The sequence below is a fragment of the Paracoccus sp. pheM1 genome, from assembly GCF_018499825.1.
Taxonomy (GTDB): domain Bacteria; phylum Pseudomonadota; class Alphaproteobacteria; order Rhodobacterales; family Rhodobacteraceae; genus Paracoccus; species Paracoccus versutus.
Map to the genome: position 1 here is coordinate 1,011,453 of NZ_JAGXCX010000001.1, position 26,024 is coordinate 1,037,476.

General features: G+C 69.7%; 21 protein-coding genes and 1 pseudogene. 14 read left to right on the plus strand and 8 right to left on the minus strand.

Annotated features, from left to right (window positions below; all coding sequences use genetic code 11):
* The first annotated feature begins 330 nt into the window (after positions 1 to 330).
* Positions 331 to 1,857 carry an AMP-binding protein gene (locus KF941_RS05010; protein ID WP_346428959.1) on the plus strand — a complete coding sequence of 509 codons (1,527 nt, stop codon included), beginning with the start codon at positions 331 to 333 and terminating at the stop codon, positions 1,855 to 1,857.
* Positions 1,858 to 1,867: 10 nt separating this feature from the next.
* Here KF941_RS05010 and KF941_RS05015 read toward each other — a convergent pair.
* Both KF941_RS05015 and KF941_RS05020 read right to left on the minus strand, forming a co-directional pair.
* Positions 1,868 to 4,186: pseudogene (locus KF941_RS05015) on the minus strand (condensation domain-containing protein); the annotation flags it as partial.
* A 42-nt stretch (positions 4,187 to 4,228) separates the two neighbouring features.
* Positions 4,229 to 4,837: a WHG domain-containing protein gene (locus tag KF941_RS05020; protein ID WP_036755167.1), complete on the minus strand. Its 609-nt coding sequence runs from the start codon at positions 4,835 to 4,837 to the stop codon at positions 4,229 to 4,231.
* A 768-nt stretch (positions 4,838 to 5,605) separates the two neighbouring features.
* Between KF941_RS05020 and KF941_RS05025 the strand changes: the two genes are divergently transcribed.
* From KF941_RS05025 to KF941_RS05050, 6 genes are all read left to right on the plus strand, one after another.
* Positions 5,606 to 5,854, plus strand: a complete 249-nt coding sequence (locus KF941_RS05025) for a hypothetical protein (protein WP_214272717.1) — start codon at positions 5,606 to 5,608, stop codon at positions 5,852 to 5,854.
* Positions 5,855 to 6,322: 468 nt separating this feature from the next.
* The gene (locus KF941_RS05030) at positions 6,323 to 7,735 is read left to right on the plus strand and encodes an amidase (RefSeq protein WP_214272718.1); all 1,413 of its coding nucleotides are present in this window, start codon (positions 6,323 to 6,325) and stop codon (positions 7,733 to 7,735) included.
* Between the two features lie 10 nt (positions 7,736 to 7,745).
* Positions 7,746 to 8,774, plus strand: coding sequence for a hypothetical protein (locus KF941_RS05035; RefSeq protein WP_214272719.1), 1,029 nt, complete (start codon positions 7,746 to 7,748; stop codon positions 8,772 to 8,774).
* Positions 8,775 to 8,954: 180 nt separating this feature from the next.
* Positions 8,955 to 9,440, plus strand: a complete 486-nt coding sequence (locus tag KF941_RS05040) for a DUF411 domain-containing protein (protein WP_072462587.1) — start codon at positions 8,955 to 8,957, stop codon at positions 9,438 to 9,440.
* Between the two features lie 553 nt (positions 9,441 to 9,993).
* Positions 9,994 to 11,400: a DUF305 domain-containing protein gene (locus tag KF941_RS05045; protein WP_240540223.1), complete on the plus strand. Its 1,407-nt coding sequence runs from the start codon at positions 9,994 to 9,996 to the stop codon at positions 11,398 to 11,400.
* Between the two features lie 191 nt (positions 11,401 to 11,591).
* Positions 11,592 to 12,548 (plus strand): aldo/keto reductase, encoded by a 957-nt coding sequence (locus KF941_RS05050; protein WP_240540224.1) that lies wholly within the window; start codon positions 11,592 to 11,594, stop codon positions 12,546 to 12,548.
* A 181-nt stretch (positions 12,549 to 12,729) separates the two neighbouring features.
* On the opposite strand, the gene KF941_RS05055 is transcribed toward KF941_RS05050, so the two are convergent.
* Both KF941_RS05055 and KF941_RS05060 read right to left on the minus strand, forming a co-directional pair.
* Positions 12,730 to 14,088, minus strand: coding sequence for an ATP-binding protein (locus KF941_RS05055; protein WP_214272722.1), 1,359 nt, complete (start codon positions 14,086 to 14,088; stop codon positions 12,730 to 12,732).
* Positions 14,085 to 14,762, minus strand: coding sequence for a response regulator transcription factor (locus KF941_RS05060; protein ID WP_214272723.1), 678 nt, complete (start codon positions 14,760 to 14,762; stop codon positions 14,085 to 14,087). The genes KF941_RS05055 and KF941_RS05060 overlap by 4 nt, the downstream gene beginning before the upstream one ends.
* Before the next feature lie 83 nt (positions 14,763 to 14,845).
* Here KF941_RS05060 and dsbD point away from each other — a divergent pair, with 83 nt between their 5' ends.
* From dsbD to KF941_RS05090, 6 genes are all read left to right on the plus strand, one after another.
* Positions 14,846 to 16,633, plus strand: coding sequence for a protein-disulfide reductase DsbD (dsbD, locus tag KF941_RS05065; RefSeq protein WP_240540225.1), 1,788 nt, complete (start codon positions 14,846 to 14,848; stop codon positions 16,631 to 16,633).
* Complete coding sequence (locus KF941_RS05070) at positions 16,630 to 17,436, plus strand: TlpA disulfide reductase family protein (RefSeq protein ID WP_214272724.1); 807 nt, start codon at positions 16,630 to 16,632, stop codon at positions 17,434 to 17,436. Before dsbD ends, KF941_RS05070 begins: the two co-directional genes overlap by 4 nt.
* The gene (locus tag KF941_RS05075; protein ID WP_214272725.1) at positions 17,433 to 18,179 is read left to right on the plus strand and encodes a L,D-transpeptidase; all 747 of its coding nucleotides are present in this window, start codon (positions 17,433 to 17,435) and stop codon (positions 18,177 to 18,179) included. The genes KF941_RS05070 and KF941_RS05075 overlap by 4 nt, the downstream gene beginning before the upstream one ends.
* The gene (locus KF941_RS05080; protein ID WP_214272726.1) at positions 18,176 to 18,835 is read left to right on the plus strand and encodes a DsbA family protein; all 660 of its coding nucleotides are present in this window, start codon (positions 18,176 to 18,178) and stop codon (positions 18,833 to 18,835) included. The genes KF941_RS05075 and KF941_RS05080 overlap by 4 nt, the downstream gene beginning before the upstream one ends.
* 86 nt (positions 18,836 to 18,921) lie before the next feature.
* The gene (locus tag KF941_RS05085) at positions 18,922 to 19,551 is read left to right on the plus strand and encodes a DsbA family protein (protein ID WP_214272727.1); all 630 of its coding nucleotides are present in this window, start codon (positions 18,922 to 18,924) and stop codon (positions 19,549 to 19,551) included.
* A gap of 241 nt (positions 19,552 to 19,792) precedes the next feature.
* Positions 19,793 to 19,990, plus strand: coding sequence for an STAS domain-containing protein (locus KF941_RS05090; protein ID WP_240540226.1), 198 nt, complete (start codon positions 19,793 to 19,795; stop codon positions 19,988 to 19,990).
* A 101-nt stretch (positions 19,991 to 20,091) separates the two neighbouring features.
* Here KF941_RS05090 and purU read toward each other — a convergent pair whose 3' ends face one another.
* The 4 genes from purU to KF941_RS05110 form a co-directional block, all read right to left on the minus strand.
* Complete coding sequence (purU, locus tag KF941_RS05095; RefSeq protein ID WP_214272728.1) at positions 20,092 to 20,976, minus strand: formyltetrahydrofolate deformylase; 885 nt, start codon at positions 20,974 to 20,976, stop codon at positions 20,092 to 20,094.
* A gap of 132 nt (positions 20,977 to 21,108) precedes the next feature.
* Positions 21,109 to 22,014, minus strand: coding sequence for a bifunctional methylenetetrahydrofolate dehydrogenase/methenyltetrahydrofolate cyclohydrolase FolD (folD, locus tag KF941_RS05100; RefSeq protein ID WP_214272729.1), 906 nt, complete (start codon positions 22,012 to 22,014; stop codon positions 21,109 to 21,111).
* A 73-nt stretch (positions 22,015 to 22,087) separates the two neighbouring features.
* The gene (locus tag KF941_RS05105) at positions 22,088 to 22,519 is read right to left on the minus strand and encodes a RidA family protein (protein WP_114537313.1); all 432 of its coding nucleotides are present in this window, start codon (positions 22,517 to 22,519) and stop codon (positions 22,088 to 22,090) included.
* A gap of 178 nt (positions 22,520 to 22,697) precedes the next feature.
* Positions 22,698 to 25,145: an FAD-dependent oxidoreductase gene (locus tag KF941_RS05110; protein WP_214272730.1), complete on the minus strand. Its 2,448-nt coding sequence runs from the start codon at positions 25,143 to 25,145 to the stop codon at positions 22,698 to 22,700.
* A 234-nt stretch (positions 25,146 to 25,379) separates the two neighbouring features.
* On the opposite strand from KF941_RS05110, the gene KF941_RS05115 reads away from it, so the two are divergent.
* Positions 25,380 to 25,934: an XRE family transcriptional regulator gene (locus tag KF941_RS05115; protein WP_072462771.1), complete on the plus strand. Its 555-nt coding sequence runs from the start codon at positions 25,380 to 25,382 to the stop codon at positions 25,932 to 25,934.
* Positions 25,935 to 26,024 lie beyond the last annotated feature (90 nt).

The following is a 26,024-nucleotide window of genomic DNA, read 5'->3' on the forward strand; positions in this document are numbered from 1 at the left end:
GGGCTGGCGGGTGCTGGCTGCCAGATGTGATTCCCGTGCCAGCAGCTGAAATCCGCCGAAACGCGGCGCAGGCTAAGCCCTTGGAAGCGCTGGCGGCGGGAATCGGGACCGTCCCGCAACCCGAGACGTGATCAGGGCGCCGGAACCCGCGCCCCCGGTCCGCTTTACACCTATCTGCGGTTGCTCGACGGTAATCCGACAAAAACTCGGATACCGTGCGTTCAGTCCTCCGCCAGTCGCCACGGTCGGAATCCAGGCTGAGCGGATGCGGTCTTTCTTGCGGAAGGTCTGTTCGGCGCTTCGCCGGCAGGTTTGCGAAAGGAGATCGCTGTGGCAGACCACGCTCTGGACTGGCAGGCCCGATGCCCATTCTGGCCCCAGGATGTTGCAAACCGTTACCGCCAAGCCGGGATCTGGCGATACGAGACCTTCTTCGACCTTCTGGCCCGGCAGGCCGGGCGGCTGGGTGGGCGGACGGCCCTGATCGACGGGGCGCGCCATATCGGCTACGACCGGCTGCACCGCGATGCGCTGGCCTTGGCGGGCGGGCTTGCGGCGCTGGGGCTGGTCAGGGGCGACCGGGTGGTGGTGCAATTCCCCAACCGCGCCGAATTCGTCACGCTGTTCTTTGCGCTTTGCCGGCTGGGGGTGGTCCCGGTGCTGGCCTTGCCCGGCCATCGCGACCTCGAGATCGGCCAGTTCGCCGATTTCACCGGCGCCCGTGCGGTCCTGACAGTGCAAGAGCCCGACGGCCATGACATGGTCGGGCTGGCCCGGCGGGTGCAGGCCAGGTGCCCTTCGGTCCGGTATGTGGTGGTGCTGGGCGACAGCCGGGGCGCAACGCCCTTCGACAGCCTGTTTCGCGCCGATGTTCCGCTGCCCGCCGGGCTCAATTGCGAGGACGTGGCCTGCTTCCAGATCTCGGGCGGGACGACCGGCGTGCCCAAGCTGATCCCGCGCCGGCACATGGAATATCTCTACGATATCCGCATGGCGGTGGCGGCCGGCGGGCTCGACGGCGACACCCGCTATCTCTGCGTGCTGCCGATGATGCACAATTTCCCGATGGCCTGTCCGGGCTTTCTGGGCACGCTGATGGCCGGGGGAACGGTGGTCGTCGCACCCGAGCCCGAGGCCGGGATCTGCTTCGACCTGATCGCCCGCCATCGCGTCACGGCGACCGCACTGGTGCCGCCGCTGGCGCTGCTGTGGCTGGATGCGCAGGCCGGGCTGGGGGCGGATCTGTGCTCGCTGCGGCTGCTGCAGGTCGGTGGCGCCAAGCTGAACCCGTCCAGCGCCCGGCGCATCCGGCCCGGGCTGGGCTGCCAGCTGCAGCAGGTCTTCGGCATGGTCGAGGGGCTGGTCTGCTTTACCGCGCCGACCGACAGCGAAGAGCGCATCGTGAACACCCAGGGCCGGCCGATGTCGCCCTGGGACGAGTTGCGCATCATCCGTCCCGACAGGCGCGAGGCCGCCATCGGCGAGCTGGGCGAGTTGCAGGTCCGCGGCCCCCATACGATCCCGCGAGGCCCATGCCGGCGGGGCGCTGGCCGCGCCACTGGGGTCTGCCAGGCCGGCGGCCAGCGGCTGATCGTCCTGGGGTTGCGCAAAGCGGGCCAGCATCGCCTGGACCGCCGCAGTGATCTGCCGGATCTTGGCCGGGCCGTGGCGGTCGGCGCGATGGCTCATCATGATGCGCAGGCCGGCGGTCTCGCCCGCCACGTCCTCGACGATCTCGAATTGCAGGCCAAGAAGCGTCTCGGCCTTGTCCGGGTCGATCTGCCGGTATTCGACGCGACTTGCCGTCCATCAACGCGATGGCGCCGTTCATCCGGTTCCGGGCGTGGATCTGGATGAAGACCTCGAACATCTCGTCCAGCTGGGTGACGGGATGGCCGGTCAGCGCTTCGGCCACCTGATCCAGCGGAATCTCGGAGTGCGGCAGCGACCGGGCGATGCGGTCGCGCACCTGCGCGATCAGCGCGGCGGGCGTGTCCTGCGCCCCCAAAGCCAGGCGATGCGCGGTCATGGTGGTGAAATAGCCCACGGTATCGAACCAAGCCGGATCGTTGCGCCCCGAGGCCGAGGTGCCGATTACCAGGTCGCCGATGCCGCCCAGGCGCCCCAGCGCCACGCCGATCGCCGCATAGGCGGTGGCGAAGAGCGAAGCCGCGTTTCGCCGCGCCGTGGCAGAGAGCCCGCGCGCGATTTCGGCCGGCAGGTCGATCCGGGTCCAGCCGCCCTGCGGATCCCGTCCGCCCGGCGCATCGCCCAGGATCGGCCGGGCGCGAGGCGCGCCGCGCAGGTGATCCAGCCAATGGTCCAGATGCGCGCGGTCCGCCTGCGCCGCCCTTTGCGCGGTGGCGAAGCGGTGGAAGCCCGGCGGCTGGTCGGGCCATTCCGGCGCCAGCCCCGCCGCCCGCCGGCGATAGGCGTGACCAAGCTGGTCCATCAGCAGGTTCAGCGACCATTCGTCCAGCACGATATGGTGGAACAGCATGGACAGCACCTGCTCGTCCCCCTCGCGGAAGAAGCGCAGCCGCAGCGGCAATTCGCGGGCAAGGTCGAAGACATGGCCGGCCTCGATCCGGCGGCTGGCATCGCCGGCCTCGGCGCTGGTCCAGAACCCGCGGTAGTCGCCCAGCCGCTCGACCGGGACCACCTCTTGCAGCGGCTGGCCGTCCCGTTCGCGGAAATGGCTGCGCAGGACGGGATGGCGGCGGATCAGGTCGCCGAAAGCCAGGCCGAAGACCGTCTCGTCCACCGGTGTCGGGAAACGCAAGGCGAAAGGCAGGTTGAAGATGCCGCCATGGCCGAAGGCGGCATAGGCCTTCCGCAGCGATTGCTGGGCCAAGGACAGCGGCGCCGCCTGGGCCTTGGCGGCGTCCTCGCCGGCTGCGGGCATCGGTGCGGCCGGCGCGCTGCGGGTGGCGATATCCGCCAGCGCACGGGCGGTCGGATGGCGGAAGATGTCGATGAAGTGCAGGATGATGCCGTATTCGGCCTGCAACTTGCCGATGATGCGGGTCGCGACCGGCGAATGCCCGCCATGGCCGAAGAAATCGTCCTCGGGCCCCATCCCCGGCGCGCCGAGCGCCTCGCGGAAGGCGTCAAGGATCAGGCCCGCCAGTTCGTCCGCGTCCGCGGGCGCGTCGCCCGGTGTCCGGCGCGGCGCGGCGGGCTCGGGGCCGGGCTCGGCTGCGATCTGGCGCGCGCGGCGGCGGTCGGGCTTGCCATTGGCCGACAGCGGCAGGGCCGGGACCGCAAGGATGCGGTCGGGAAGGTGCGATTGCGGCAGCCGCTTTCGCAGGAAGGCGCGCAGCGCCGCCGGCTCGGGCAGGGCGCGGCCGGCGACCCGCGCGGCCACCTGCACGTCCAGCGCCACCTGCGGCGCCTGCGAGACGCTCCAGACCAGCCGCCCGAACAGCCGGCCGACGCGGGGGCTGAGCAGCCGGCGCTGCGCCCCGTCCAGGTCGAGCCCGCTGGTAAAGACCACCGGCGCGGAATCCACGCCCTGCCCGCCGCGCGACATCTCGCGCAGCACGGCGACGCCGGGGCAGGCCTGGTGCGACAGCGCCTCGGCGATCTCGCGCCCCGTCTCGCGCGCCAGCCCGGCCCGCATGGCCCCCGGTCCCACCCGCAGGCCGAGCGGCAGGATATCGGTGCAATCCCCGACCAGCCGCGAGGCGCCGCGCATCACCGGGGCGCGGAAAAAGCCCGGCAGCGTCAGGCGAAAGGCCCGGTCGCCCGTCGCCCGCGCCAGAACGGCGGCAAAGACCGCCAGGTAAAGCGAGGTTTGCGTGACCCGCAATTCCCGCGCCAGGCCCCGCAGCGCAGCGGCCTGCGCCGGCGAAAGCAGGGCCGAAAGCCGGGTGCTTTCCGGCTCCGGCGCCGCGTCGTTCAGCGGCAGGGATGGCGGGGGCGGCAGGTCGCGCAGCCGCGCGCGCCACCAGCCGCGGTCCGCCGCCTCGGCCGGGTCGGGGCCCAGCCGGCCCAGGTAGTCGAAATAGCAGCCCTCGGGTTCCTCAACCGCGCCAAGCCCGGCCGACGAGAACCTGCTGTTTCCGGGCCTGGATTCGCTTTCCGTGATGACGCTGGTGGGGAGCTGAAGCAGGCGGGCGTCACGCTTGGCACGCGGGAACTGCTGCAGGAGCCCAGCATCGAGTGCTGGTGGCGCCTGATCCAGGCGCGGCTGCCCTAGATCGCGCCCGGCGCGTCGATTGTCGGGCTAGGCGGTCAGCCGCTGCAGAAGCAGCCGCAGGTTTTCGCGCATCTCGGCCAGATCCCCCGGACCGGGCTTTTCCCCCGGCAGCCGTTCCAGCATCGCCTTGTGCAGCGCGCCGCAGATGAACGAGCGGATCAGTTCCGCAAGCATCCCCGGATCGTCCCGCCCGGCCAGCAGGCCGTCCTGCTGCGCGCGGGCGATCAGCCGCTGCATCAGCGCGATCACCGCCTGCTCGAAGCGGGTGACGCGGGCGTTCTTTCGCAGCGCGCCCAGCGTCGGCGAATGCAGGGCCAGGAACACGCCGGGATGGTCGATGGCCCAGTCGATATAGGCGTCGGCCAGGGCCTTGAGCTGCGCCATCGGGTCGGCGCCGTCGATCACCGTCGTCGCCCGGATGCAGCGGTCGTGCAGGCGCAGCAGCGCGCTTTCGATCGCCATCTCCATCAGATGCGCCTCGTCGCGAAAGACGGAAGCCAGGGTTTCGGGCGGGATCTCGAGCGCCGCCGCCACCTCGTCAAGGCTGGGCGGGCGGCCGGTTTTGGTCAGCAGCTTGCGAAAGGCGCTGGTCGCATCCGTGCAGAGATTCCTGCTGCCGCGGTTTTGGTAGGTCATGGTCTACTCCAATAACAGCCAGTTCGCGAGAATCGGAAACCACGACACGGTGAAACGGAGCATAATGAATAGATCCATTATGCTCCTGTCTCCCGAAGCGTGTAGCTGGCTAAATGTATATCTTTCCGGTTGTATTGGGATCGGCGGGATTCGGCGCGATCCAAGGGCGCCATCCGCCCGTCATCGCAGGGGGGCGATTATCCGGCCCGTCCCAGATCGTTCATCGGGCCGCATTCCGGCGACCCGGTCCGGCCATTTGCCCAGGACGGGACCGCCATCCGCGGAAGCACCGCCAGGGTAAGCCCGGCAATGCCGAAGCCGACGTAACACAAGAGTGCCGCAACCCAGGCGCAGCCGAGTGCAAGAGTGATGACCGCCGACGTCATGCCTCCGATGACGCCGGCCAGGATGTATGCCAACATATGCTGAGAGTTTCCGCTAACAGTTCGGGGCGCCGAATACCATAAATGCCAGGTTCGATCCACCGAGTGGTTCAGGCGTGACGTCAAGTAAACATCGCCCTTGCGCATCCTGCGGCCCCTTGGATGCCCGCCCGGCTATCGCCTGGGTTGTGCCGGCATGAACATTTTCCCCCAACCTTGCGCGCGACTTGCCTTTTTCTCCAGGTTTCCCGGCATTCAGCATGGTTGCCTTGGATGAATGGATTGGCAAACATGCAACTATAGATTGGTTCTCGCTTGGAGATTCTTTGCAAGCGGTTGACATTATTGGGAGGGTGACGATTTGCTTTACACTAATAACCCTGACATGATTGCCTTCACGCTCGGCCGGGTGATTCTGCGTCTTGCGCGGGCCGGAACGCCGATCGGCGCGGATACCATCACCCAGGCGCTGATCCGAATTGCCGGTGGCGATTCCACCGGCCGGGTTTCCCCCGAAATGGCGAAAAGCGCACTCGCGGCGCTGAGACGGCTCGACATCGAAGACCATATGACGCCCGCGACCCTTGGCCGGGACCGCCGCCCGGCAGCGGCGCAGAGCTGGCTGGCGTCGTAGAAGCCGGTTTCCCAAGGCGGGGCGGGGCGGCCGGGCTGTTGCCGGACCGGCCCGCGGCGCTGGTCGCAGCGCCATATCCAAGGGCGCCCGCAGGACGGGGCTCTCGGCGCTGATCTGCGGGTTGCCCCGGATCCGGCGGGCGCATGATCTTCATCATCTTCGCCGCCGTCCTGGTGCCGGTCCATGTCGACACCCATGGCGGCATTGCGCGGCATTGACATCGGCCATGTCGAGCTGGCCCGCACTCATGCGGCCAAGCCGAATTCTGTCCTGCAAAATCGCGGCTTTCGGAAAAGGAAATTGAAGAGACCGGGGCCGGGCAATAGCCTGACCGCCGTAGATGATGCCTGGGATGGCGCAAGGGCGCCGAAAGAAGTCAGGACATCGCGGAGGAACCGGCCACCCCTCTGCGATCTCGTCGATCCTGCAACGCGTTTTCATCGCTTAGCCACAGCGGAGGAGTGATTCATGCTTCCATTCTGGATGATGGATGCGGCTGAACTGTCCGACCGGATACGCCGGCGCGAAATCTCTTGCGCCGAGGCCGTCGATTCGGTCCTGGACCGGGTGCAAGAGGTGAACGCGGCCCATAACGCCCTGACCTCGGTCGAGGCCGACGAGGCCCGCGCCATGGCCCGCGACGCCGACTGGCGGCTGGCCCAGGATGGGCCGGCGGGGCCGTTGCACGGGGTTCCCTTTACCGTCAAGCTGGATACCGACGTGGCCGGCAAGATCACCGATTTCGGCTCGGCGGCGATGCGCGACAACCTGGCGGCCGAGGATGCCCCGGCTGTCGGCCACCTGCGCCGCGCCGGTGCGATCTATATCGGGAAAAGCAATGCGCCGTGCTTCTCGATGCGCGGCTTCACCGATAACGAGCTTTACGGCCGGACGCTGAATCCCTTCGACGCGACCGCCTCGGCGGGCGGCTCCAGCGGCGGGGCGGCCGCGGCTGCGGCGCTGGGGCTGGGGCCGATCCATGTCGCCAGCGACCGGGGCGGTTCCATTCGGCTGCCGTCCTGGTCCTGCGGCGTCGTGGGCCTGCGGCCGACGGCGGGGCGGGTCGCGGTCCGCAACGCCAGCGAAAGGGCCGAGCGGAACCTGACCAACCAGCTGACCTCGGTCTGGGGGCCGATCACGCGCACGGTGCGCGATGCGCAACTGGCGCTGGCGGTCTTCGGCCAGCCAGATCCGCGCGATCCGCAATGGGTTCCGGCGCCCCTGGAGCAGGCAATCCCCGCGCCCCTGCGGGTGTCGCTGTTCCGCCGCTGGGGGGGCCGCGGCGCCGACCCGGCGGTGGCGGCGGCGCTGGACCATGCGGCGGCGGCGTTGAGCGAGGCGGGCTGCATCGTCGAAGAGGGGATGCCGCCGCATTTCGACGAGCTGGAAGAGATGCGCAACCGCATGGCCGTCGACGACAGCCGGCGGGCGCAGGCCGGCATCGACAAGACCGGGGACCGCATGGCCCGCAAGGTGTTCGACAACATCCTGCAGATGTCGGCGCCGCGCGACACGGACGAGGCGCTTGCCGCCTACCAGCGCAAGCTTGCCATCGCGCGCGCCTGGTCGCTGCATCTTGCCGATCATGACCTGATGCTGACCCCCGTCTCGTGGCGCCACCGCATTCCGCTGGACGAGGACCAGCACACGCCCGAGCGCTATCGCGAGATGATCCGCGACCTGTCCTGCCTGACCACGGTGGCCACGCTCGGCCTGCCGGGCCTGGCGGTGCCGACCGGCCTGGCGGATGGCATTCCGGTGGGCGTCCAGCTGGTCGCGCGGTGGTTCCGCGAGGACGTCCTGCTGGCCGCGGGCAAGATCATCGAGCGCGCAAGCGGCTTTTCCGTGCTGCGCGCGCTTGACCACAAGACCAGCTCATAGGGAGGAATGAATGAGATCGGTTGTTTTCCCCGCCTTTCGCGTCGCGGCGATGGCCCTTGCCCTGGGCGGCATCCCCGCCGTGGCGCAAGAGACGATCACGCTGAAAGTGGCGCACCCCTTGCCCGAGACCCATTATTCCTGGGATCTGGGCATCAAGAAGATGCTCGATTCCATCACCGAGGCGACCGACGGGCGCGTGCAGTTCGAGGTCTATCCCGCCAACCAGCTGGGCCGGGATGCCTATGGGCTGCTGCGCTCGGGGATCGCCGACATGGCGATGATCGTGCCGCTTTACGCGCCCGACAAGTTCCCGCTGACCGGCGTGACCGAGTTCTCCAGCTTCTACGACACCACCTGCGAGGCGGCCGAGAAATATTGGGAACTGGCAAGACCCGGCGGCGCCCTGGATGCGGCCGAATATGGCGCGCAGGGCCTGCGGGTGGTGTTTGCGATGACCACGGCGCCGCAGCGCTACATGACGTCATCGAAGCCGGTCGCCTCGCTTGGCGACGCGGGCGGGCTCAAGATCTATGCCGCGGGCTCCGCCCTGCCCAGGGCGCTGCGGGCCGTGGGCAGCATCCCGATCAGCATCACCGCGTCGGAGCTTTACGATTCCGTGTCGCGCGGAACCGTCGACGGGGCGCTTTTCCCCTATTCCAGCACCAACGCCTACAAGCTTGGCGGCAAGCTGAGGCATGAGGTCGGCGGGGTGAAGTTCGGCGTCTCCAGCTGGTTCGTCGGGATGAGCGAAAGCCGGTTTGCGGCCTTGCCCGAGGACGTGCAGCAGGCGATCACCGCGGCCGGCCTTCCCGTGCAGCAGAGCTTTTGCGCCTGGACGGACGAGGATGACGAGAACATCCGCCAAAGCCTGATCGCCAGCGGCGAGCTGACCGTGTCGGAACTGCCCGAGGCCGAGGTCCAGCTATGGCGCGAGCGGCTGCTGAAGGCGGCGCAGGAATGGGCGGCCGAGATGGATGCCGCCGGCAAGAACGGCACCGAACTGCTGGAAGCGATGGCCCAGGCCGGCGCAGGCGAATGACGGCGGCCGCCGCGCGCCCCTCGGGCCACGCCGGCCCCAGGCCCTGGGGATCGGGCGGGACCGCCGGCCCCAGGGCGCTCGCGACACCATGCCGCGGAATGCGGGCGCCCGTTCACCTTATCGTGGCTGGCGTCCCGCGCGGCATGGCGGAAGAATGCCATCCGCAAGCGAGGTTTGACGATGCGAAATCACACCCTGAGCCGGCGCGCCGTCCTGATGGCCGCGGCCGTCCTTCCCCTGGCGTTCGCCCTGCCTGGCCGGCTGCGGGCCGAGACGCTGCCGCTGGTGACAGTGACCAAGGATCCCGGTTGCGGCTGCTGCGGCGGCTGGATCGACCACATGCGCGCCGCTGGCTTTCCGGTCCGCGCGGTGAACTCGGACGAGGTCTTCGCCCTCAAGGAGCGGCTGGGCGTGCCGCCCGACCTGGCCTCGTGCCACACGGCCGAGGTCGCGGGCTACGTGATCGAGGGCCATGTCCCGGCAACGGCCATCCGCCGCCTTCTGGCCGAGCGGCCGCAGGCCATCGGCCTTGCGGCGCCGGGAATGCCCGCCGGCTCGCCCGGCATGGACCTGCCCGGCACCGAGCCCGAATCCTACGACGTGCTGCTGTTTGACGCCTCGGGCCGCAAGACCTATGCCCGCTTCCACGGCGCCAAGGAGATCTGATCGAAGGCCGCCATGATCGCCCGCCCCGTGACCAGACCGCCCCGATCCTGTTCCGGCCCGCGCCTGCGGGCGGCGTTCCGGTTGCGCCTTCTGTCGGTCGCGCTCCTGCTGCTGGCCCTGGGCGGCGTCCTTTTGCTGCCGGTGGCGCATGCCGGTCCGCACGGGTATTCCCTGCATCATGACGTCGCCGCCGCGGCAATGGCGCAACCTTGCCCGCATGCCCATGGACCGGGCGACGGGGCTGCCGCTGATCATTGCGATCCCGACCCGGCCGGACCGGGCCTGTTCGATTGCTGCCAGGCCTGCCTGGCGGCTGCCATCCTTCCCGAAACCCAGGCCCTGCCGCCCTCGCCGGAAAACGGCCACCTTGGCGTCAGGGGGCCGGACCGCCAGGGGCGCATCCCCGCGGGCATCCTGAGGCCGCCACGTCCGATTGCGACTGCCTGAATCGCGCATGGCAGAGGGCGTCCCCCCTCTGCCGGTCCAATCAGACGAAGGCGGAATCCCGCGCCCCAAGGCGGCGCCGGTTCCGCGCTGCCAAAGGATGACAACAATGAGACAAGCCGCAATCGCCCTTTCCGTCGGGCTGCTGGCCGGGCTGCCGGGCCTTGCCCTGGCGCAAGCCGGGCATGACGCCCATCACTCCGGGAACCCCCCGGCGCAAATCGGGCAGGCGCCCCAGACCGCGGTGTCGCCCGCCGCCGACGACCTTTCCGATTTCACCAAGGCCAATGTCGCGGCGATGAACGACATGCATGGGCCGATGATGGAGGGGATCATGGCCGATGACCCCGACCTGGCCTTTGTCCAGGGCATGATCCCGCACCATCAGGGTGCGATCGACATGGCCCGGATCGTCCGGCAATACGGGGACGATCCGCAGACGCAGGCATGGGCCGCCCAGATCATCGAGGCGCAGGAACGCGAGATCGCCGAGATGCAGGCCTGGCTGGAGGCCAGGGCAGGCGGGGAAGTGGCCGCCGCCGCGCCTTTGGGGGGCGCCGTCTATTCCGCCAACGAAGGCGGCAATTCCATCAGCGCCGTCGACCTGGACACCGGGGCGGCCGCCACGGTCTCGCTTCCCATCGCCCCGCATAACGTCGATCTGACGCCGGACGGCGGGCTGCTGCTGGCGGTCGGCGATCCCGCGGCCCAGGGCGACCACGGATCGCAGGGCCACGGGCATGGCGCGGGCGTTGGCGCAGACGCAGGCGAAGGGCTGCTCGTCATCCTGGATCCGCAAGACCTTGCGGCGCCGGCGGCGGCGGTCGCGGTGGGGCCGCATCCGGCCCATGTGGTCGCCGACCGGCTGGGGCGCGCCTATGTGTCCCTGGCCGGCGGCGACGCGATCGCCGTGGTCGACCTCGCACGGGCCAAGGTGGTCGCGCGCATCGCGACGGGCGGCTATCCGCACGGCCTGCGGCTCAGCCCGGACGAGGCCCAGCTCTACGTCGCCAATGTCCGGGACGGGTCGGTGTCCGTGATCGACACGGCCGGGCTGGCCGAACTCGCCCGCATTCCGGTCGGCGCCGGGCCGGTTCAGGTCGGCTTCACGCCTTCGGGCGACCAGGTCTATGTCTCGCTTCGCGACGAGAACCGGGTGGCGGTCATCGACACCCGGTCCCGCCAGGTCACCGGCAAGGTGGATGTGGGGCCGGGTCCGATCCAGGTCCTGGCGACCGCGGACGGCCGCTGGGTCTACGTGGCCAACCAGGGCAGCGAGGCAGAGCCCAACGACACCGTCTCGGTGATCGACACGGCGACCGGCCGGGTGGTGCGGACCGTCACCGCCGGCAAGGGCGCCCATGGCGTGTCGGCCTCGGCCGATGGGGCGCATGTCTTCGTGACCAACACCGCCGAGGACAGCATCTCGGTGATCGAGGCGGCAAGCGGCACGGTCATTCGGACGATCCCGGTCGGTGATCGGCCCAACGGCATCGTCCACGGGCGGTCGCACTGACGGGGACTTGGGATGGCGCCGGAGCGATCCGGCGCCATCGCGACCCATGGGCCGGCTGTCGCCGTTGCCCAGGGGCGATTAGCCCCTTGCGAAGGCGCGCATGAAAGCCGCCGGCCTTCCTGCCGCGCTTGCCGCCGGCGCGCGGACGTGGTGGAACTGGCCTTCGGAACCAACATCGGATGGAGGCCCCCATGGAACGTCGCGATCTGGGCAGGAGCGGGCTGAGGATCATGCCGCTGGTCTTCGGCGGCAATGTCTTCGGCTGGACCATCGACGAGGCGCAGAGCTTCGCCGTGCTGGACGCTTTCGTCGATCACGGCTTCGACGCCATCGACACGGCGGATTGCTATTCCGCCTGGGCGCCCGGCAACAGGGGTGGCGAATCCGAGACGATCATCGGCAACTGGCTGAAGGCCCGTCCCGGCATGCGCGACCGGGTGACGATCTTCACCAAGGTCGGCTCGATCACCGGGGCCCCGCATGAGGGCGGCTTGACCGAGGCGCATATCCTGCCCGCCTGCGACGCCTCGCTGCAGCGGCTGGGGATCGAGGCCATCGACCTTTACTTCGCGCATTGGCCCGATCCGCTCGGCACCAGCTATCAGGAAACGCTGGGGGCCTTCGACAAGCTGCGGCAGGCCGGCAAGATCCGCGCCATCGGCGTGTCCAATGTCGATGCGGCGCAGCTTGGGGAGTCGCTCAGGGCCGCGCGGGATGCCGGCCTGCCGGGCTACCAGGTGCTGCAGCCGGGATACAATCTCTATGACCGCGACGGGTTCGAGGGGCCGCTGCGCGATCTCTGCCTGGCCGAGGGGATCGGCGTCGTGACCTATTACAGCCTCGCTGCCGGGTTCCTGTCGGGGAAATATCGCTCGGCGGCCGACCTGGGCCAATCGGCCCGCGGCGGCGGGGCGGGAAAATACCTGACGCCGAAGGGCATGGCGATCCTTGCCGCGCTGGACGAAGTCGCCAGCGCGCATGGTGCGAAGCCCGCCGAGGTGGCGTTGGCCTGGCTGATGGCGCAGCCCGGCGTGACCGCGCCGATCGCCAGCGCGACGACGGTGGCGCAGGTCGAAAGCTTCGCCAAGGCCGCGGCGCTGACGCTGGGTGCGGATGAGATCGAGAAGCTGACGCGGGCAGGGGCGTGACTTCGCCGCGAGGGCCGGGCCTTCGACCTTCGCGACGATGATGCGTCGCAGATGGTCCCGCCGGATGGCCGGCGGGACCAGGAACCGCCCCGCGACGGTCCGCTTGCCGGTCAACCGCGGCTTTCGGAGCTTTCGCGCAGCGCCTCAAGCAGGGGATGCCGCTCTGGAGAGCGTGGGAGGCTCAAGCAGGCGCGGCGGGCAGGATGATTTCGGCCTGCTCGCCGCCGCCCTTGCGCGGCGACAGGCGCAGCTCGCCCCCCATCGCCTGGACGGCCGCCGCGACGATGGCGAGGCCCAGCCCGCTGCCGCCGCCCGAAGGGCTGGCCGCGCCGCGGTAGAAGCGCTCGGTGACATGGGGGCGATCCGTCTCGGCGATGCCGGGGCCGCGGTCCAGCACGCTGAAGCGGACCCTTTCGCCCTCGCGCGTCAGCCGCGCCTCGACGCTCGCCCCCTTGGGCGAGGCGAGGATCGCATTCTCCAGCAGGTTGCGCAGCGCCGGCGCCAGCAGCGGCCCCTGCGTGCTGCACCATTCGGTCCCGCCGGTTTCCAGCCGCAGCGCGACGCCGCGCGCCTGCGCCAGCCCGGCCAGTTCGCCGGCCACATCGGCAAGGATCCTTGCGCCGTCCTCGGCCGGAGCCGTGCCGTCGACGGCATTCTCGGCCGCGGTCATGTCCAGCAGCTGGCGCACCATGCGGTCGGTGCGGTCGACGCCTTGCGCGATCTGCGCCAGCGCCCGGTCGCGCGTCGCGGCATCGGGGGCCAGCGTCGCGACCTGCGCCTGGGTCTTCAGCCCGGCCAGCGGCGTCTTCAGCTCATGGGCGGCGAAAGCGGTGAAGCTGCGCTCGCGCTCGCGCAGCCCCTCGACCCGGTGGAAGAGCCCGTTCAGCGCCTCGATCATCGGGCGCAGTTCCGTGGGCGCGCGGGTCTCTCCCAAGGGGCTGAGGTCGGTCGCGGGGCGTCGCGACAGCGCCTGCGCCAGCCGGTCCAGCGGCGCAAGCCCGCTGCGCACCGCCAGCCAGATCAGCGCCGCCAGCAGCGGCAGGACCAGCATGGCCGGGGCCAGAAGCCCCATCGCCACGCCATGCACCAGCCGGTCGCGCATGGACCGCGCATCGCCGACCATGACGCGGATGCCCAGATCCCGGTCGACATGGGTATAGACGCGCCAAACCTCGCCATCGACTTCGCGCTCGCTGAAGCCTTCCTGCCGGGCCAGCTGCCCCGCGGGCGCGCCGTCGGATTGGCTTTTCAGCTGGCCGTCGAAGCCCCAGACCTGGCAGATCAGCTGGCGGGCGAAACCGCGCCCGGTCTCGGCCAGGGCCGGGGCGGCCTCGGCCAGCGCCGCCGCCTCCGGCCCGGCGATGCCGCCGCCCCGGCGGATCAGCGAGGCGACCATCTGCGCCGATTCCTGCAGGCGCCGGTCCAGCACATGGCCGACCTCGGTCCGGGTCGAATGCTGGATCCAGATGACGGCGGACAGCCAGATCGCGCCGGTCGCCAGCAGCAGGATGGTCAGCAGCCGCCTGCGGATCGAGATCATGTCCGCTGCCCTTCCTCTGCCGCCGCCAGCCGGTATCCCGCGCCGCGGACGGTTTCGATGAACGCCCGGCCCAGCTTGGCGCGCAGGTGGTGGACATGGACCTCGACCGTGTTGCTTTCGACATCCTCCTGCCAGCCGTAGAGCCGCTCTTCCAGCTGGGTCTTGGACAGGATGCGGCCCGGATGCTCGGCCAGGGCGTGCAGGATGGTGAACTCGCGGCGCGAAAAGCGCAGCTCGCGCCCGCCGATCCGCCCGGCCTGTGTGGCGGGGTCGAGGCTGAGCCCGTTCCACTCGATCACCGCCGCCGCGCGGCCTTCCTGCCGGCGCAGCATGGCGCGCAGCCGGGCGGCGAGTTCGTCGAGGTCGAAGGGCTTGCCCAGGTAGTCGTCCGCCCCCGCGTCCAGCCCCAGGACCCGGTCGCGCACCCGGTCGCGGGCGGTCAGCAGCAGCACCGGCAGCCGTTCGCCCGCCCGTCGCAATTCGGCCAGCAGCTCTAGCCCCGAGCCGTCGGGCAGCATGATGTCCAGGACCACGCCCGCGAAACCGCCGCCCGCCAGCGCCGCGCGGGCATCGGCAAGGGTGCCGACCGCATCGGCATTGAAGCCCGAAAGCCCCAGCCCGACGGTAAGCCCATCGGACAGGACCGGGTCGTCCTCGACGATCAGCAGGCGCATGGCGTTCTCCCTTGGCTTGACGATCACGCTTTCGTCGGCGGAGCTTAAGCTGGGCTTAAGGTCGCGTCCCTAGCCAGCCCGGCATGATGACGAGATTGTTTGCTTTCCTGATGGCCGCGCTGCCGCTGCTGCTCGCCGGATTTCCGGCGGCGGCGCAGGCCCGGCCCCTGCAACCCCAGGACGCCTTTGCGCTGAGCGCCAGCCCGGCCGAGGATGGCGCGCTGGTGCTGAACTGGCGCATCGCCGAGGGCTATTACCTCTATCGCAGCGGCTTCGCGGCAGAGGCGGGAGATCGCAGCCTGCCGCTGTCCCTGCCCGAGGGCGAGAGCCATGACGATCCCTATTTCGGCGAAGGCCAGATCTATCGCGGCGCGGTCGAGGCGCGGCTGGAACGCGCGGGCCAGCCCGTCACCCTGCGCTGGCAGGGTTGCCAGCAGGACGGCATCTGCTATGCGCCGCAAAGCGTGCGGCTGGATGCGGAGGGCAGGGTGCTGGCCGACGGGGATACCGGCGGTTCGGGCTGGAGCCCTCAGACGCAGGGTGCGTCCGATCCAGCCGGCGCGGCGCAAACGAATACGGGATTGACCCTGGCGCAGGATCAGGGGCTGGTGCAGGGCCTGGCCGCGCGCGGCGGCGGGGCGCTGGTGATCGCCGGTTTCCTGGGCTTCGGGCTGCTGCTGGCCTTCACCCCTTGCGTCTTTCCGATGTTTCCCATCGTCGCGGGCATGCTGGCCGGGCAGGGCGAAAGCCTGACGGCCCGCCGCGGGCTCATGCTGGCCGGGGCCTATGTGCTGGCGATGGCGGCGGCCTTCGGCAGCTTGGGCGTTGCCGCGGCATGGTCGGGGGCGAACCTTCAGGCAGTGCTGCAATCGCCCGCCGCCACCGCGGTCGTCGCGGCGCTTTTCGTGGCGCTGGCCCTGTCGATGTTCGGGTTTTACGACCTGCAGCTGCCGCAGGCGCTGCAAGCCCGCCTGGGCCGTATCGGCGGCCGCCGCGGCTCGGTCGGCGGGGCGATGCTGCTGGGCTTCACCTCGGCGCTGATCGTCGGGCCTTGCGTGACCGCGCCGCTGGCCGGGGCGCTGCTCTATATCGCGCAGACCGGCGAGGTGATGCTGGGCGCGGCGGCGCTGTTCGCGCTGGGGCTGGGGCAGGGGCTGCCGCTGCTGGCCATCGGGCTCTTCGGCCCGCGCATCCTGCCCCGCGGCGGTGGCTGGATGGAGGGCGCGAAGCGGGCCTTCGGCGTGATCTTCCTCGGCTTCGCGATCTGGCTGGCGGGGCGGGTGCTGCCGGGGCCGGTCACGCTGGCGCTCTGGGCCGTGCTGCTGGTCGGAACGGCGGTCTTCCTGGGTGCGCTGGACCGGCTGGAGGGCGATGCTTCGCGGGGCCGCCGGCTTGGCGCGACGCTGGCGGTGCTGCTGCTGTTCGCCGGGCTGATGCAGGGCTTCGGCGCGGCGCTGGGGGCGCAAGATCCGCTGCGGCCGCTGGCACCGCTGGCGGGCGTCGCGCCGGCCGAGGCGCAATTCGCCCCCGTCACCACTCGCGCAGGGCTGGATCGGGCGCTGGCGCTGGCCGAGGGCAGGGCGGCGCTGCTTTACGTCACCGCCGATTGGTGCGTGACCTGCCGCGCCATCGAGCGCGGGCCTCTGGCCGATCCCGCCGTCCATGCCGCGCTGGCCGGCTTGGCGGCGATCAAGCTGGATGTCAGCACCTTCGACGCCGAGGCGCAGGCGCTGATGCGGGATCTTGCCGCCGCCGGGCCGCCGACCATGGTCTTTCTCGACGCCAGCCGCGCCGAGGCCGCGGGCAGCCGCCTCGTCGGCGCAATGGACAGCGCCGCGCTGCTGGCCTCGATCGGGAAGGTGGCCCGATGAACGCGATCTCGATCGGCCCGCTGGTCTTCGACGGCGCGCGTTTCGCCGCAGTCGTGGCATTGCTGCTGTTCTTCGCGGTAATCGAGATCGCGGCGCGGCTGCAAAAAGGCGACGCGGGCCGATGGGCCGGCATCGCCGTGCTGGCCTGGATCGTCGGGGCGCGCGTGGGCTTCGTCATCGCCAACTGGCCTGCATTCGCCGCGCATCCGCTGGACGCGCTCAAGCTCTGGCAAGGCGGTTTCCTGCCCGCTGCCGGCTGGGCCGGGGGCATCGCCGTCCTGTCGCTGGCGCTGCTGCGCCGGGTGCGGGGCGCAGTCCTGCCGCTGGTCCTGGGCGGCGCGGCGGCGCTGGCCGGGCATCAGGCCGTCATCGCCGCGTTGCCGCGCCCCTCCGTCACCATCCCCGACATGCAGCTGATCGCGCTGGACGGGGGCGGGGTGCAGCTGGCCGGGCGCGAGCGACCGATGGTGCTGAACCTCTGGGCGACCTGGTGCCCGCCCTGCCGGCGCGAGATGCCGATGATGACCGACCTGGCCGCGAACACGCCCGGCGTCGAGTTCGTCTTTGCCAACCAGGGCGAGGAAGCGGCCCGGATCATGGCGTTCCTGCGAGACGAGAACCTGCCCCGCGAAGGCATGATCCGCGATCCGCATGGCCGGCTGATGGGGGCGCTGGGTGCGGTCGGCCTGCCCTCGACGCTGGTCTTCGACGCCAAGGGACGGCTGGTCGCGGCGCAGACGGGCGAGATCTCGCGCGCCGCCCTGACCCGGATGATCGCGCAGGCGACGGGAGATTCGCGATGAGAAGACATGCCGCATGGGCGGGCGCGATGCTGCTGGCCCTGGCCGCCTGCGCCTCGACCGAGCCGCCCGCCGAGCCGCCGCCCGCCGTCAGTCCCGAGATGGCGGCCATGTATGGCGCGATGGAGGATAACGGCCACCATATCCCTGCCGTCGATCCGAAGCTGCTGACCGGGGACAAGGCGCGGCAGGTGGTGGATTACTGGAGCGACGAAAAGCCCGGCACGATCATCGTCGATCCCCATGCCCGCTATCTCTATCAGGTCCGGCCCGGCAACCAGGCGATGCGCTATGCCGTCGCCGTGGGCGCGGCCGGCTATGGCTTCACCGGCGAGGCGCATATCCCCTATCAGCGCGATTGGCCAAGCTGGAAGCCCACCGACAACATGGTCGCGACCCAGCCCGAGCTTTACGGCCCGGTCGAGCAGGGGCTGGAAGGCGGCATCGACAACCCGATGGGCGCCCGCGCGCTCTATCTGCACAACGGCCGGGGCGATACCTATTACCGCATTCACGGCACCATGGACCCGGCCTCGATCGGGCAGGCGACCTCGGCGGGCTGCATCCGGCTGTTCAATCAGGACATCATCCACCTGGCCGGACAGACCGGCAGCATGACCAAGGTCGTCGTGCTGAGCGAGGCGGAATCCGGCAAGGGCACGGTGCCGCCGGGCCAGCCCTTGCCGCAACCCGCGCCCGCGGATGCGCTGGCTGCCGGCCCCGTTCAGACAGGAGGAACGACATGAGCATCACCCGACGTCACGTCCTGGCCGGAACAGCCGGCCTTGGCCTGGCGGGCCTTGTCGGAGGAGCCGTCCTGCTGACCCGGAGCAGGGGAGGCGGGAACGGCGCCAGCGGCACCGCCGCGGCCAAAATGACCGCCAACGACGTGCTGCACGATCCCGACAATCCGGTGCTGGGCAACCCCGAGGGCACGCTGGCCATCGTCGAATATTTCGATTACCAATGCCCCTACTGCAAGCTAGGCCATGCCATGCTGACCCGCGTGGTCGGCGAGGACGGCGACATCCGGCTGGTGATGAAGGACTGGCCGATCTTCGGCGCGCCCTCGGTCCTGGCCAGCCAGCTGGTCCTCGGGGCGGCCGCGATGGGCGATTACGCGCAGGCCCACAAGGCGCTGATGGCGACCGAAGCCAGGCTCTCCGAGGATCGGATCCGGCAGGTGCTGGGCGACGGCGGCATCGACACCGGCGCGGCGCTGGCCGCCTATCGCGCCGAGCGCGACAAATGGGACGGGCTGCTGGCGCGCAACTCGGCGCAGGCGGCGGCGCTGGGGCTGCGCGGCACGCCGGCCTTCATCATCGGCCGGACGATCCATCCCGGTGCGCTGGACGAGACGCGCCTGCGCGGTGCCATCGCCCAGGCACGGCGGACGTCCTGAGCAGGATGGTCTACAAAGGGCGGGACATCCCCGCCGCCATCGCTTCCCGGCGCACCCGCCGGGGGCGGAACCATGAAGGAGAGATCATGCAACGCCGTCACCTCGTCCTTGCGGGCGCGAGCCTGCTGGCCCTGCCGGTCCTGCCCCGCACGGGCCTGGCGCAAGAGCGCGCCAACCCGATGCCCGAGGCGCTGCGCCAGTCGCTGGAACGCGACCCGACCGCCCCGGTTCTGGGCAACCCGCAGGGCGACATCACCCTGTCCGAGTTCTTCGACTACAACTGCCCCTTCTGCCGCAAGATGGTCGAGCCGATGCACCGGCTGATCACCTCGGACCCGAAGCTGCGGGTGGTGTTTCGCGAATGGCCGGTCTTCGGCGAGGATTCGGATTTCGCGGCGCGGGCCTCGCTGGCCTCGTTGCAACAGGGGCGGTATTGGCAGTTCCATACCGCGCTGTTCCGCACCAGGGGGCGAGTGACCGAGGCCGCCACGATGCGCGCCGCCCGCGACATCGGCCTCGACACCGTCCGGCTGGAGCGCGACATGGCAGCCGAGCCGGTCGAGCGTCACATCGCCATGAGCCATATGCTGGCCGAGCACATGGGGCTGATCGGCACCCCCACCTTCGTCGCCGGCGATGAAGGCGCTTTCGGCGAATACAGCCTCGACGACCTGCGCGGGCTGGTCCAGCGCGCAAGGGAAACGATGGCGACCTAGAGCCGCCCGTCGGAACGGCCGGTTGTCGAGAGCCTTGCCCCAGGCTTGTCGCCGGCAAGGCGCACGAGCTTCGGGGCGTCGCGGCCAATCCGCCACGCAGGGAGCGGTCGTGCCGATCGCGCAGGGCCATGCTGACCCCGAACTCATCCGGGCCATCGCTGCGGGTTGGACCGCACCCATGCCGCGCTGATATTCTCCGCCGCCGTGCGCAGGATCCGTTGCCTGTCCGCAAAGGAGCCCCTTGCCCTTCCTGGATTCCACCGGCGCCAACATGATCGAGGGGCTGGCGCACAAGGCACAGCGCCGCGGCATCGCGCTGTGGCTGACCGGCACCAGTCGCGATATCCGCCGGGTGCTGCTGACGCATGGGCTGCGCCGCCCGCTGGTGCATTACGCACCTACGGTCGACGAGGCGCTGCGCCGGCGTCACGGGTCATAGCGATCCTGCACGCGGGGCACCGTCTTCCCCGCTGCTTGCCTCCGGCGGGGATATTTGTCCACGGAAGACCGGGGCGGGGGCTGGGGGTGGGGGGCGCTGTTTCACCCCATTCTTTCGGATGCGTAGCTTCCTGGCGAGGCGGGGAAGACCACGGTCTTGTTGCCGTTGAGGAACACCCGGCGGTGGATATGGGCGTGGATGGCGCGGGCCAGGACCTGGCTTTCGACGTCGCGGCCGAGGCTGACGTAGTCCTCGGGCGATTGCGCATGGGTGACCCGGACGGTGTCCTGCTCGATGATCGGGCCCTCGTCGAGGTCGGCGGTCACGTAATGGCTGGTCGCCCCGATCAGCTTCACCCCGCGCTCGAAGGCCTGCTTGTAGGGGTTGGCGCCCTTGAAGCTCGGCAGGAAGGAATGGTGGATGTTGATGATCCGCCCCGACATCTTGCGGCACAATGCGTCCGACAGCACCTGCATGTAGCGCGCCAGCACCACCAGCTCGGCCCCCGAATCCTCGACCACCGCCATCAGCTGCGCCTCGGCCTGCGGCTTGTTCTCGCGCGTGACCTTGATGCAGTGGAAGGGGATGTCGTGGTTCACCACCACCTTCTGGTAGTCCATGTGGTTCGAGATCACCGCCACGATCTCGATCGGCAGCGCGCCGATGCGCCAGCGATAGAGCAGGTCGTTCAGGCAATGGCCGAAGCGGCTGACCATGATCACCACCTTCATCTTCTCGGCCTCGTCATGGATGGCATGGTCCATGCCGAAGGGCTCGGCCGGGCCGGCCAGGCCCGCGCGCAGCGCCTCCAGCCCCACGCCCTCCTCCGAGACGAAGCTCACCCGCATGAAGAAGCGCCCGGTCTCGGTATCGTCGAACTGCGAACTGTCGGTGATGTTGCAGCCATGCTCGGCCAGAAAGCCGGCCACGGTGGCGACGATGCCGCGCGTCGAGGGGCAGGCGACCGTCAGCGTGTATTTCTTCATCTGGCTCTCCACTGAAAGGGCAAGCGCCCTGGTTTCTTCCGTGTGCAAATATCCCGGGGGGACGCTCCTGCGGCCCCCTCGAGGGGCCGCAGGAGCGGGGGGGCAGCGCCCCCCGCCGTCCCGCGCCATCCCTCAGGCCGCCGCGCCTTCGGCCCGGCCCGGATCCGGCTCGGGCAGGCCATGCGCCCGGCAGCAGGCCACCAGCGTATTGGCCAGCAGGCAGGCGATGGTCATCGGCCCCACGCCCCCCGGCACCGGGGTGATCGCGCCCGCCACCTGCGCCGCGCCCGCGAAGTCCACGTCGCCGACCAGCCGCGACCGGCCCTCCTCCTCGATGCGGTTGATGCCCACGTCGATCACCGTGGCGCCGGGCTTGATCCACTCGCCCCGGATCATCCGCGCCCGGCCCACCGCCGCCACCAGGATGTCCGCCCGCCGGCAGACCGCCGCCAGCTCGCGGGTGCGGCTGTGGGCGATGGTCACCGTGCAGTTCTCGGCCAGCAAGAGCTGCGCCATCGGCTTGCCCACGATGTTGCTGCGCCCCACCACCACCGCCTCCAGCCCCGACAGATCCCCGAGCGTCTCGCGCAAGAGCATCAGGCAGCCCGAGGGCGTGCAGGGCACCAGCGCCTTCTGCCCGGTCCCCAGCAGCCCCACGTTCAGCGCATGGAACCCGTCCACGTCCTTTCGCGGGTCGATGGCGGCGATCACCGCCCCGGCGTCCATATGCGCGGGCAGCGGCAGCTGCACCAGGATGCCGTGCACGGCCGGGTCGGCATTGAGCCGCGCGACCAGCGCCAGCAGCGCCGCCTGCGGCGTCTCGGCCGCAAGCCGGTGCTCGAAGCTCGCCATCCCCGCCTCGCGCGTCTGGACCGCCTTGTTCCTGACATAGACCTGGCTCGCAGGATCCTCGCCCACCAGAACAACCGCAAGCCCGGGCACCAACCCGTGCCCAGACCGCAGCCGGCCCACAGCCTCGGCAACACGCGCCCGCAACCCGGCCGCAAAGCCCCGCCCGTCGATGATCCTTGCACCCATAAGCCATTCTCCTTCAATGTCCGCAGCCCGCCCCAAGGCAAAAGCCCGGCGCCCACACGCGCGGCGCGGCAGATCAGACCGCCGCCACCATCTGGATTTCGACCGGCGCATTCCCCGGCAGCGTCGCCACGCCCACCGCGCAGCGGCTGCCGATGCCACCTGCGCCCAGCTGTTCCTTGAGGAACTGCGAGGCGAAATCGGCAAGCGCGGAATGCGCGGCAAACCCCGCTTCCGCGGCGACATAGACGGTCAGGCTGAGGACGGCCGCCAGATCCTCGCCCGGCGCCAGGGTCGCGCGCGCGGCCCGCAGCGCGTTGCTGCAGGCCAGCACCACCGCCTCGCGCCAGGTTTCCAGCGGCTGGTCCCTGCGGACCGGGCCGCTGAACATCAGCCGGCCGTTCGCGCGCGGGGTCATCCCGGCGGTGAAGATCAGCGATCCGTGCCGCGTTGCCGCGACGTAATCGCCCTGCGGCACCGGGTTGCCCTGTCCGGGAGCCGCGCTCATGCGCGATACCGTTCGACCAGCCCCGCCAGGCGCTCGACCGCGGCCGCCGCCGCCGCATGGTCCTGCGAGAAGTTCAGCCGGATGCTGTCGCCGGAATGCGGGCCTTCACGTTGTAGTCGATCACCCGCTTCACGGGGACCAGGAGCGTCATGGCTTCCGTCCTTCCACGAGTTCGGTTTCAGCCGCGCACCCGCGCCGACTTGGGATCGTAGAGGGGCGCCAGGCTGGCCTCGGCAGCCACGATCCGGCCTGCCACGTCGATGGTATAATCCGACGCCAGCATCTCGGCCGCGGTCTCGTCCGTCCGGCAGGGCACATAGCCCAGGCCGATCGCGGCGCCGAGCGCGTGGCCGTAATTGCCCGAGGTCAGGAAGCCGACGATCTTGCCGTCGCGCAGGACCGGCTCGTTGTGGAACAGCAGCGGCTCGGGATCCTTCAGCCGGAACTGGACCAGGCGGCGCTCCAGCCCGGTTTCGCGCTTCTTCAGCACCGCGTCGCGGCCGATGAAGTCGCCCTTGTCGGTTTTCACCGCGAAGCTCAGGCCCGCCTCCAGCACATGGTCCTCGTCGGTGATGTCATGGCCGAAATGGCGATAGGCTTTCTCGATGCGGCATGAATCCATCGCGTGCAGGCCGCAGAGTTTCAGGCCGACGGCCTCGCCCGCCCCGGCCAGGGTCTCGAACACATGCGCGGCCTGGTCGGTCGGGACGTAAAGCTCCCATCCCAATTCGCCGACATAGGTCACGCGATGGGCGCGGGCCAGGCCCATGCCGATCTCGATCTCGCGCGCGGTGCCGAAGGGATGCGCCTCGTTCGAGAAATCATCGGGCGAGACCAGCGACAGAAGCTCGCGCGAGCGCGGGCCCATCAGCGGCAGCACGGCTTCCGACGCGGTGATGTCGGTGATGGTGACGAACTCATCGCCCAGATGCCGGCGCAGCCAGGCCAGGTCGCGCTGCAAGGTCGCGCCGGGCACGACCAGGAAGAAGGCGGTTTCGGAAAGCCGCGTCGCCGTCAGGTCGGACTCAATGCCGCCGCGGTGGTTCAGCATCTGCGTATAGACGATGCGGCCCGCCGCCACGTCCATGTCATTCGCGCAAAGCCGCTGCAGGAAGGCAAGCGCATCGCGCCCCTCGACCCGGATCTTGCCGAAGCTGGTCATGTCCAGCAGGCCCACGCCCTCGCGCATCGCCATATGCTCGGCGCGCTGGTTGTCGAACCAGTTCTGGCGCTTCCAGCCATAGCGGTATTCGCGCTCTTGCCCGTCCGCGGCGAACCAGTTGGCGCGTTCCCAGCCCGCGACCTCGCCAAAGACCGCGCCGCGCGCCTTGAGATGCTCGTGCAGGGGCGAGCGGCGGATGCCGCGCGAGGTCGCCATCTGCCGATAGGGGAAATGATCGGCGTAAAGCAGGCCCAGCGTCTCGCTGACCCGTTCCTTCAGATAGCGGCGATTGCGCTGGAAGGGCTGGGCGCGGCGGATATCGACCTCCCACAGGTCGAAAGGCGGCTCGCCGTCCTCCATCCATTGCGCCAGCGCCATGCCCGCCCCGCCGGAGGACACGATGCCGATGGAATTGTAGCCGGCCGCGACCCAGTAGCCGGCAAGCTCGGGCGACTCGCCCAGGTAATAGCGGTCGTCGGGGGTGAAGCTTTCCGGGCCGTTGAAGAAGGTGTGGATGCCCGCCTGGCCCAGCAGCGGCATGCGGGCCACCGCCTTTTCCAGGATCGGCTCGAAATGATCGAAGTCCTCGGGCAGCTGGTCGAAGCAGAAATCCTCGGGGATGCCCGCCATGCCCCAGGGCTTGGCCTTGGGCTCGAAGGCGCCGAGCAGGATCTTGCCCGCATCCTCCTTGTAATAGGCGCATTCGTCGGGCACGCGCAGGACCGGAAGCTGGGCCAGGTCGGGGATGTTCTCGGTGACGATATAGAAATGCTCGCAGGCGTGCAGCGGCAGGGTGACGCCGTTTTGCGCCGCAAGGTCGCGGCCCCACATGCCGCCGCAGTTCACCACGTTTTCGGTGGCGATATGGCCGCGCTCGCCGCCGGCTTCCCAATCGACGCCGGTCACGCGGCCATTGGCGGTGGTGATGCGCGTGACCTTGACCTGCTCGACGATCCGGGCGCCGCGCATCCGCGCGCCCTTGGCCAGCGCCAGCGCGATATTGCCCGGATCGGCCTGGCCGTCCAGCGGCAGGTGGACGCCGGCAACCACGTCGGAGATCTCCAGATGCGGATAAAGCTCCAGCACCTCGCGCGGCGAAAGCTCGTTCACGTCCACGCCGAAGGCGCGGGCCAGCGCCGCCTGGCGCAGGATCTCCTCGCGCCGCTCTTCGGTCAGGGCGACGGTGATCGAGCCGCATTGCCGCAGGCCGGTGGCAAGCCCGGTCTCGGCCTCCAGCTTGGTGTAGAGGTCGGCGGAATATTTCGCCAGCCGGGTCATGTTCTGGCTGGCGCGCAGCTGGCCGATCAGCCCCGCCGCGTGCCAGGTGGTGCCGGATGTCAGCTGCTTGCGTTCCAGCAGCACGATGTCGGTCCAGCCGAGCTTGGCAAGGTGATAGGCGACGGAACAGCCCGAAATGCCGCCGCCGATGATGACGACGCGGGCTTGGCTGGGAAGTTCGACCATGATGGTTATCCGCTGTTGGACTGGGTGAGCTGTGCAGGGCCGGGGGGTCGCCGGGGAAGGAGGGGCGATTCCGTTCTTTCCGATAGGGTGGAACTATCCATGGCGAGAATGAAATTTCAATTAAAAATTTCATTTTTAGGCAGAGCTATCCGGGAATTTCATTTACCGGCTGCGGTCGTGTTGAGATTTCAGCGGAATTGCTGCACCTTGCCGGCATCCTCTGAAGGAGAGCCGATGAGCCATCATGTGGGTGAAGACATCCGGTCGCTGCGCAAGTCGCGGGGCATGACGCTGCTGGAGCTTGCGGGCGATGTCGGGCGCTCGGTCGGCTGGCTGAGCCAGGTCGAGCGCGGGCAGACCACGCCGTCCGTCCATGACCTGGGGCAGATCTCGGACCGGCTGGGGGTGAACATCAGCTTCTTCTTCCGCTCTGCCAGCCGGGCGCCCGAGGAACGCGGGCTGGTCCTGCGCGCGGCGGACCGGACGCCCATCGGCTCGCAGGAAAGCGGGCTGGTCGAGGAGCTGCTGTCCCCGACGCTCAGCGGCTCGTTCGAAATGATCAAGTCGACCTTCGCGCCGCGCTCGTCCAGCGGCGGACGGCGAAAGGCGCGGCCGAAGGAGGATGGCGGCGTCCTGATCTCGGGCCGCCTGACCCTGATCATCGGCGACCGCGAGATCCGGCTGGAGCCCGGCGACAGCTTCCAGTTCCGCGAGACCGACTATGCCTGGCGCAACGATGGCGACGAACCCGCCATCGCCATCTGGATCGTCTCTCCGCCGATCTACTAGCGGCCAGTTCAGCCGAGGTGGGCGTTGGCCGCGATGCGGCGACCCCTGTCCATGCAGGGAGCATTCATAAATCCATTCTATACGGAGCGG

What these genes read in the sequence shown, in the direction of transcription:
- KF941_RS05020 (WP_036755167.1), bottom strand. Translation starts at nt 4,837, where the DNA reads ATGACCTACCAAAACCGCGGCAGCAGGAATCTCTGCACGGATGCGACC.
- KF941_RS05025 (WP_214272717.1), top strand. Translation starts at nt 5,606, where the DNA reads ATGATTGCCTTCACGCTCGGCCGGGTGATTCTGCGTCTTGCGCGGGCC.
- KF941_RS05030 (WP_214272718.1), top strand. Translation starts at nt 6,323, where the DNA reads ATGCTTCCATTCTGGATGATGGATGCGGCTGAACTGTCCGACCGGATA.
- KF941_RS05035 (WP_214272719.1), top strand. Translation starts at nt 7,746, where the DNA reads ATGAGATCGGTTGTTTTCCCCGCCTTTCGCGTCGCGGCGATGGCCCTT.
- KF941_RS05040 (WP_072462587.1), top strand. Translation starts at nt 8,955, where the DNA reads ATGCGAAATCACACCCTGAGCCGGCGCGCCGTCCTGATGGCCGCGGCC.
- KF941_RS05045 (WP_240540223.1), top strand. Translation starts at nt 9,994, where the DNA reads ATGAGACAAGCCGCAATCGCCCTTTCCGTCGGGCTGCTGGCCGGGCTG.
- KF941_RS05050 (WP_240540224.1), top strand. Translation starts at nt 11,592, where the DNA reads ATGGAACGTCGCGATCTGGGCAGGAGCGGGCTGAGGATCATGCCGCTG.
- KF941_RS05055 (WP_214272722.1), bottom strand. Translation starts at nt 14,088, where the DNA reads ATGATCTCGATCCGCAGGCGGCTGCTGACCATCCTGCTGCTGGCGACC.
- KF941_RS05060 (WP_214272723.1), bottom strand. Translation starts at nt 14,762, where the DNA reads ATGCGCCTGCTGATCGTCGAGGACGACCCGGTCCTGTCCGATGGGCTT.
- dsbD (WP_240540225.1), top strand. Translation starts at nt 14,846, where the DNA reads ATGATGACGAGATTGTTTGCTTTCCTGATGGCCGCGCTGCCGCTGCTG.
- KF941_RS05070 (WP_214272724.1), top strand. Translation starts at nt 16,630, where the DNA reads ATGAACGCGATCTCGATCGGCCCGCTGGTCTTCGACGGCGCGCGTTTC.
- KF941_RS05075 (WP_214272725.1), top strand. Translation starts at nt 17,433, where the DNA reads ATGAGAAGACATGCCGCATGGGCGGGCGCGATGCTGCTGGCCCTGGCC.
- KF941_RS05080 (WP_214272726.1), top strand. Translation starts at nt 18,176, where the DNA reads ATGAGCATCACCCGACGTCACGTCCTGGCCGGAACAGCCGGCCTTGGC.
- KF941_RS05085 (WP_214272727.1), top strand. Translation starts at nt 18,922, where the DNA reads ATGCAACGCCGTCACCTCGTCCTTGCGGGCGCGAGCCTGCTGGCCCTG.
- purU (WP_214272728.1), bottom strand. Translation starts at nt 20,976, where the DNA reads ATGAAGAAATACACGCTGACGGTCGCCTGCCCCTCGACGCGCGGCATC.
- folD (WP_214272729.1), bottom strand. Translation starts at nt 22,014, where the DNA reads ATGGGTGCAAGGATCATCGACGGGCGGGGCTTTGCGGCCGGGTTGCGG.
- KF941_RS05105 (WP_114537313.1), bottom strand. Translation starts at nt 22,519, where the DNA reads ATGAGCGCGGCTCCCGGACAGGGCAACCCGGTGCCGCAGGGCGATTAC.
- KF941_RS05110 (WP_214272730.1), bottom strand. Translation starts at nt 25,145, where the DNA reads ATGGTCGAACTTCCCAGCCAAGCCCGCGTCGTCATCATCGGCGGCGGC.
- KF941_RS05115 (WP_072462771.1), top strand. Translation starts at nt 25,380, where the DNA reads ATGAGCCATCATGTGGGTGAAGACATCCGGTCGCTGCGCAAGTCGCGG.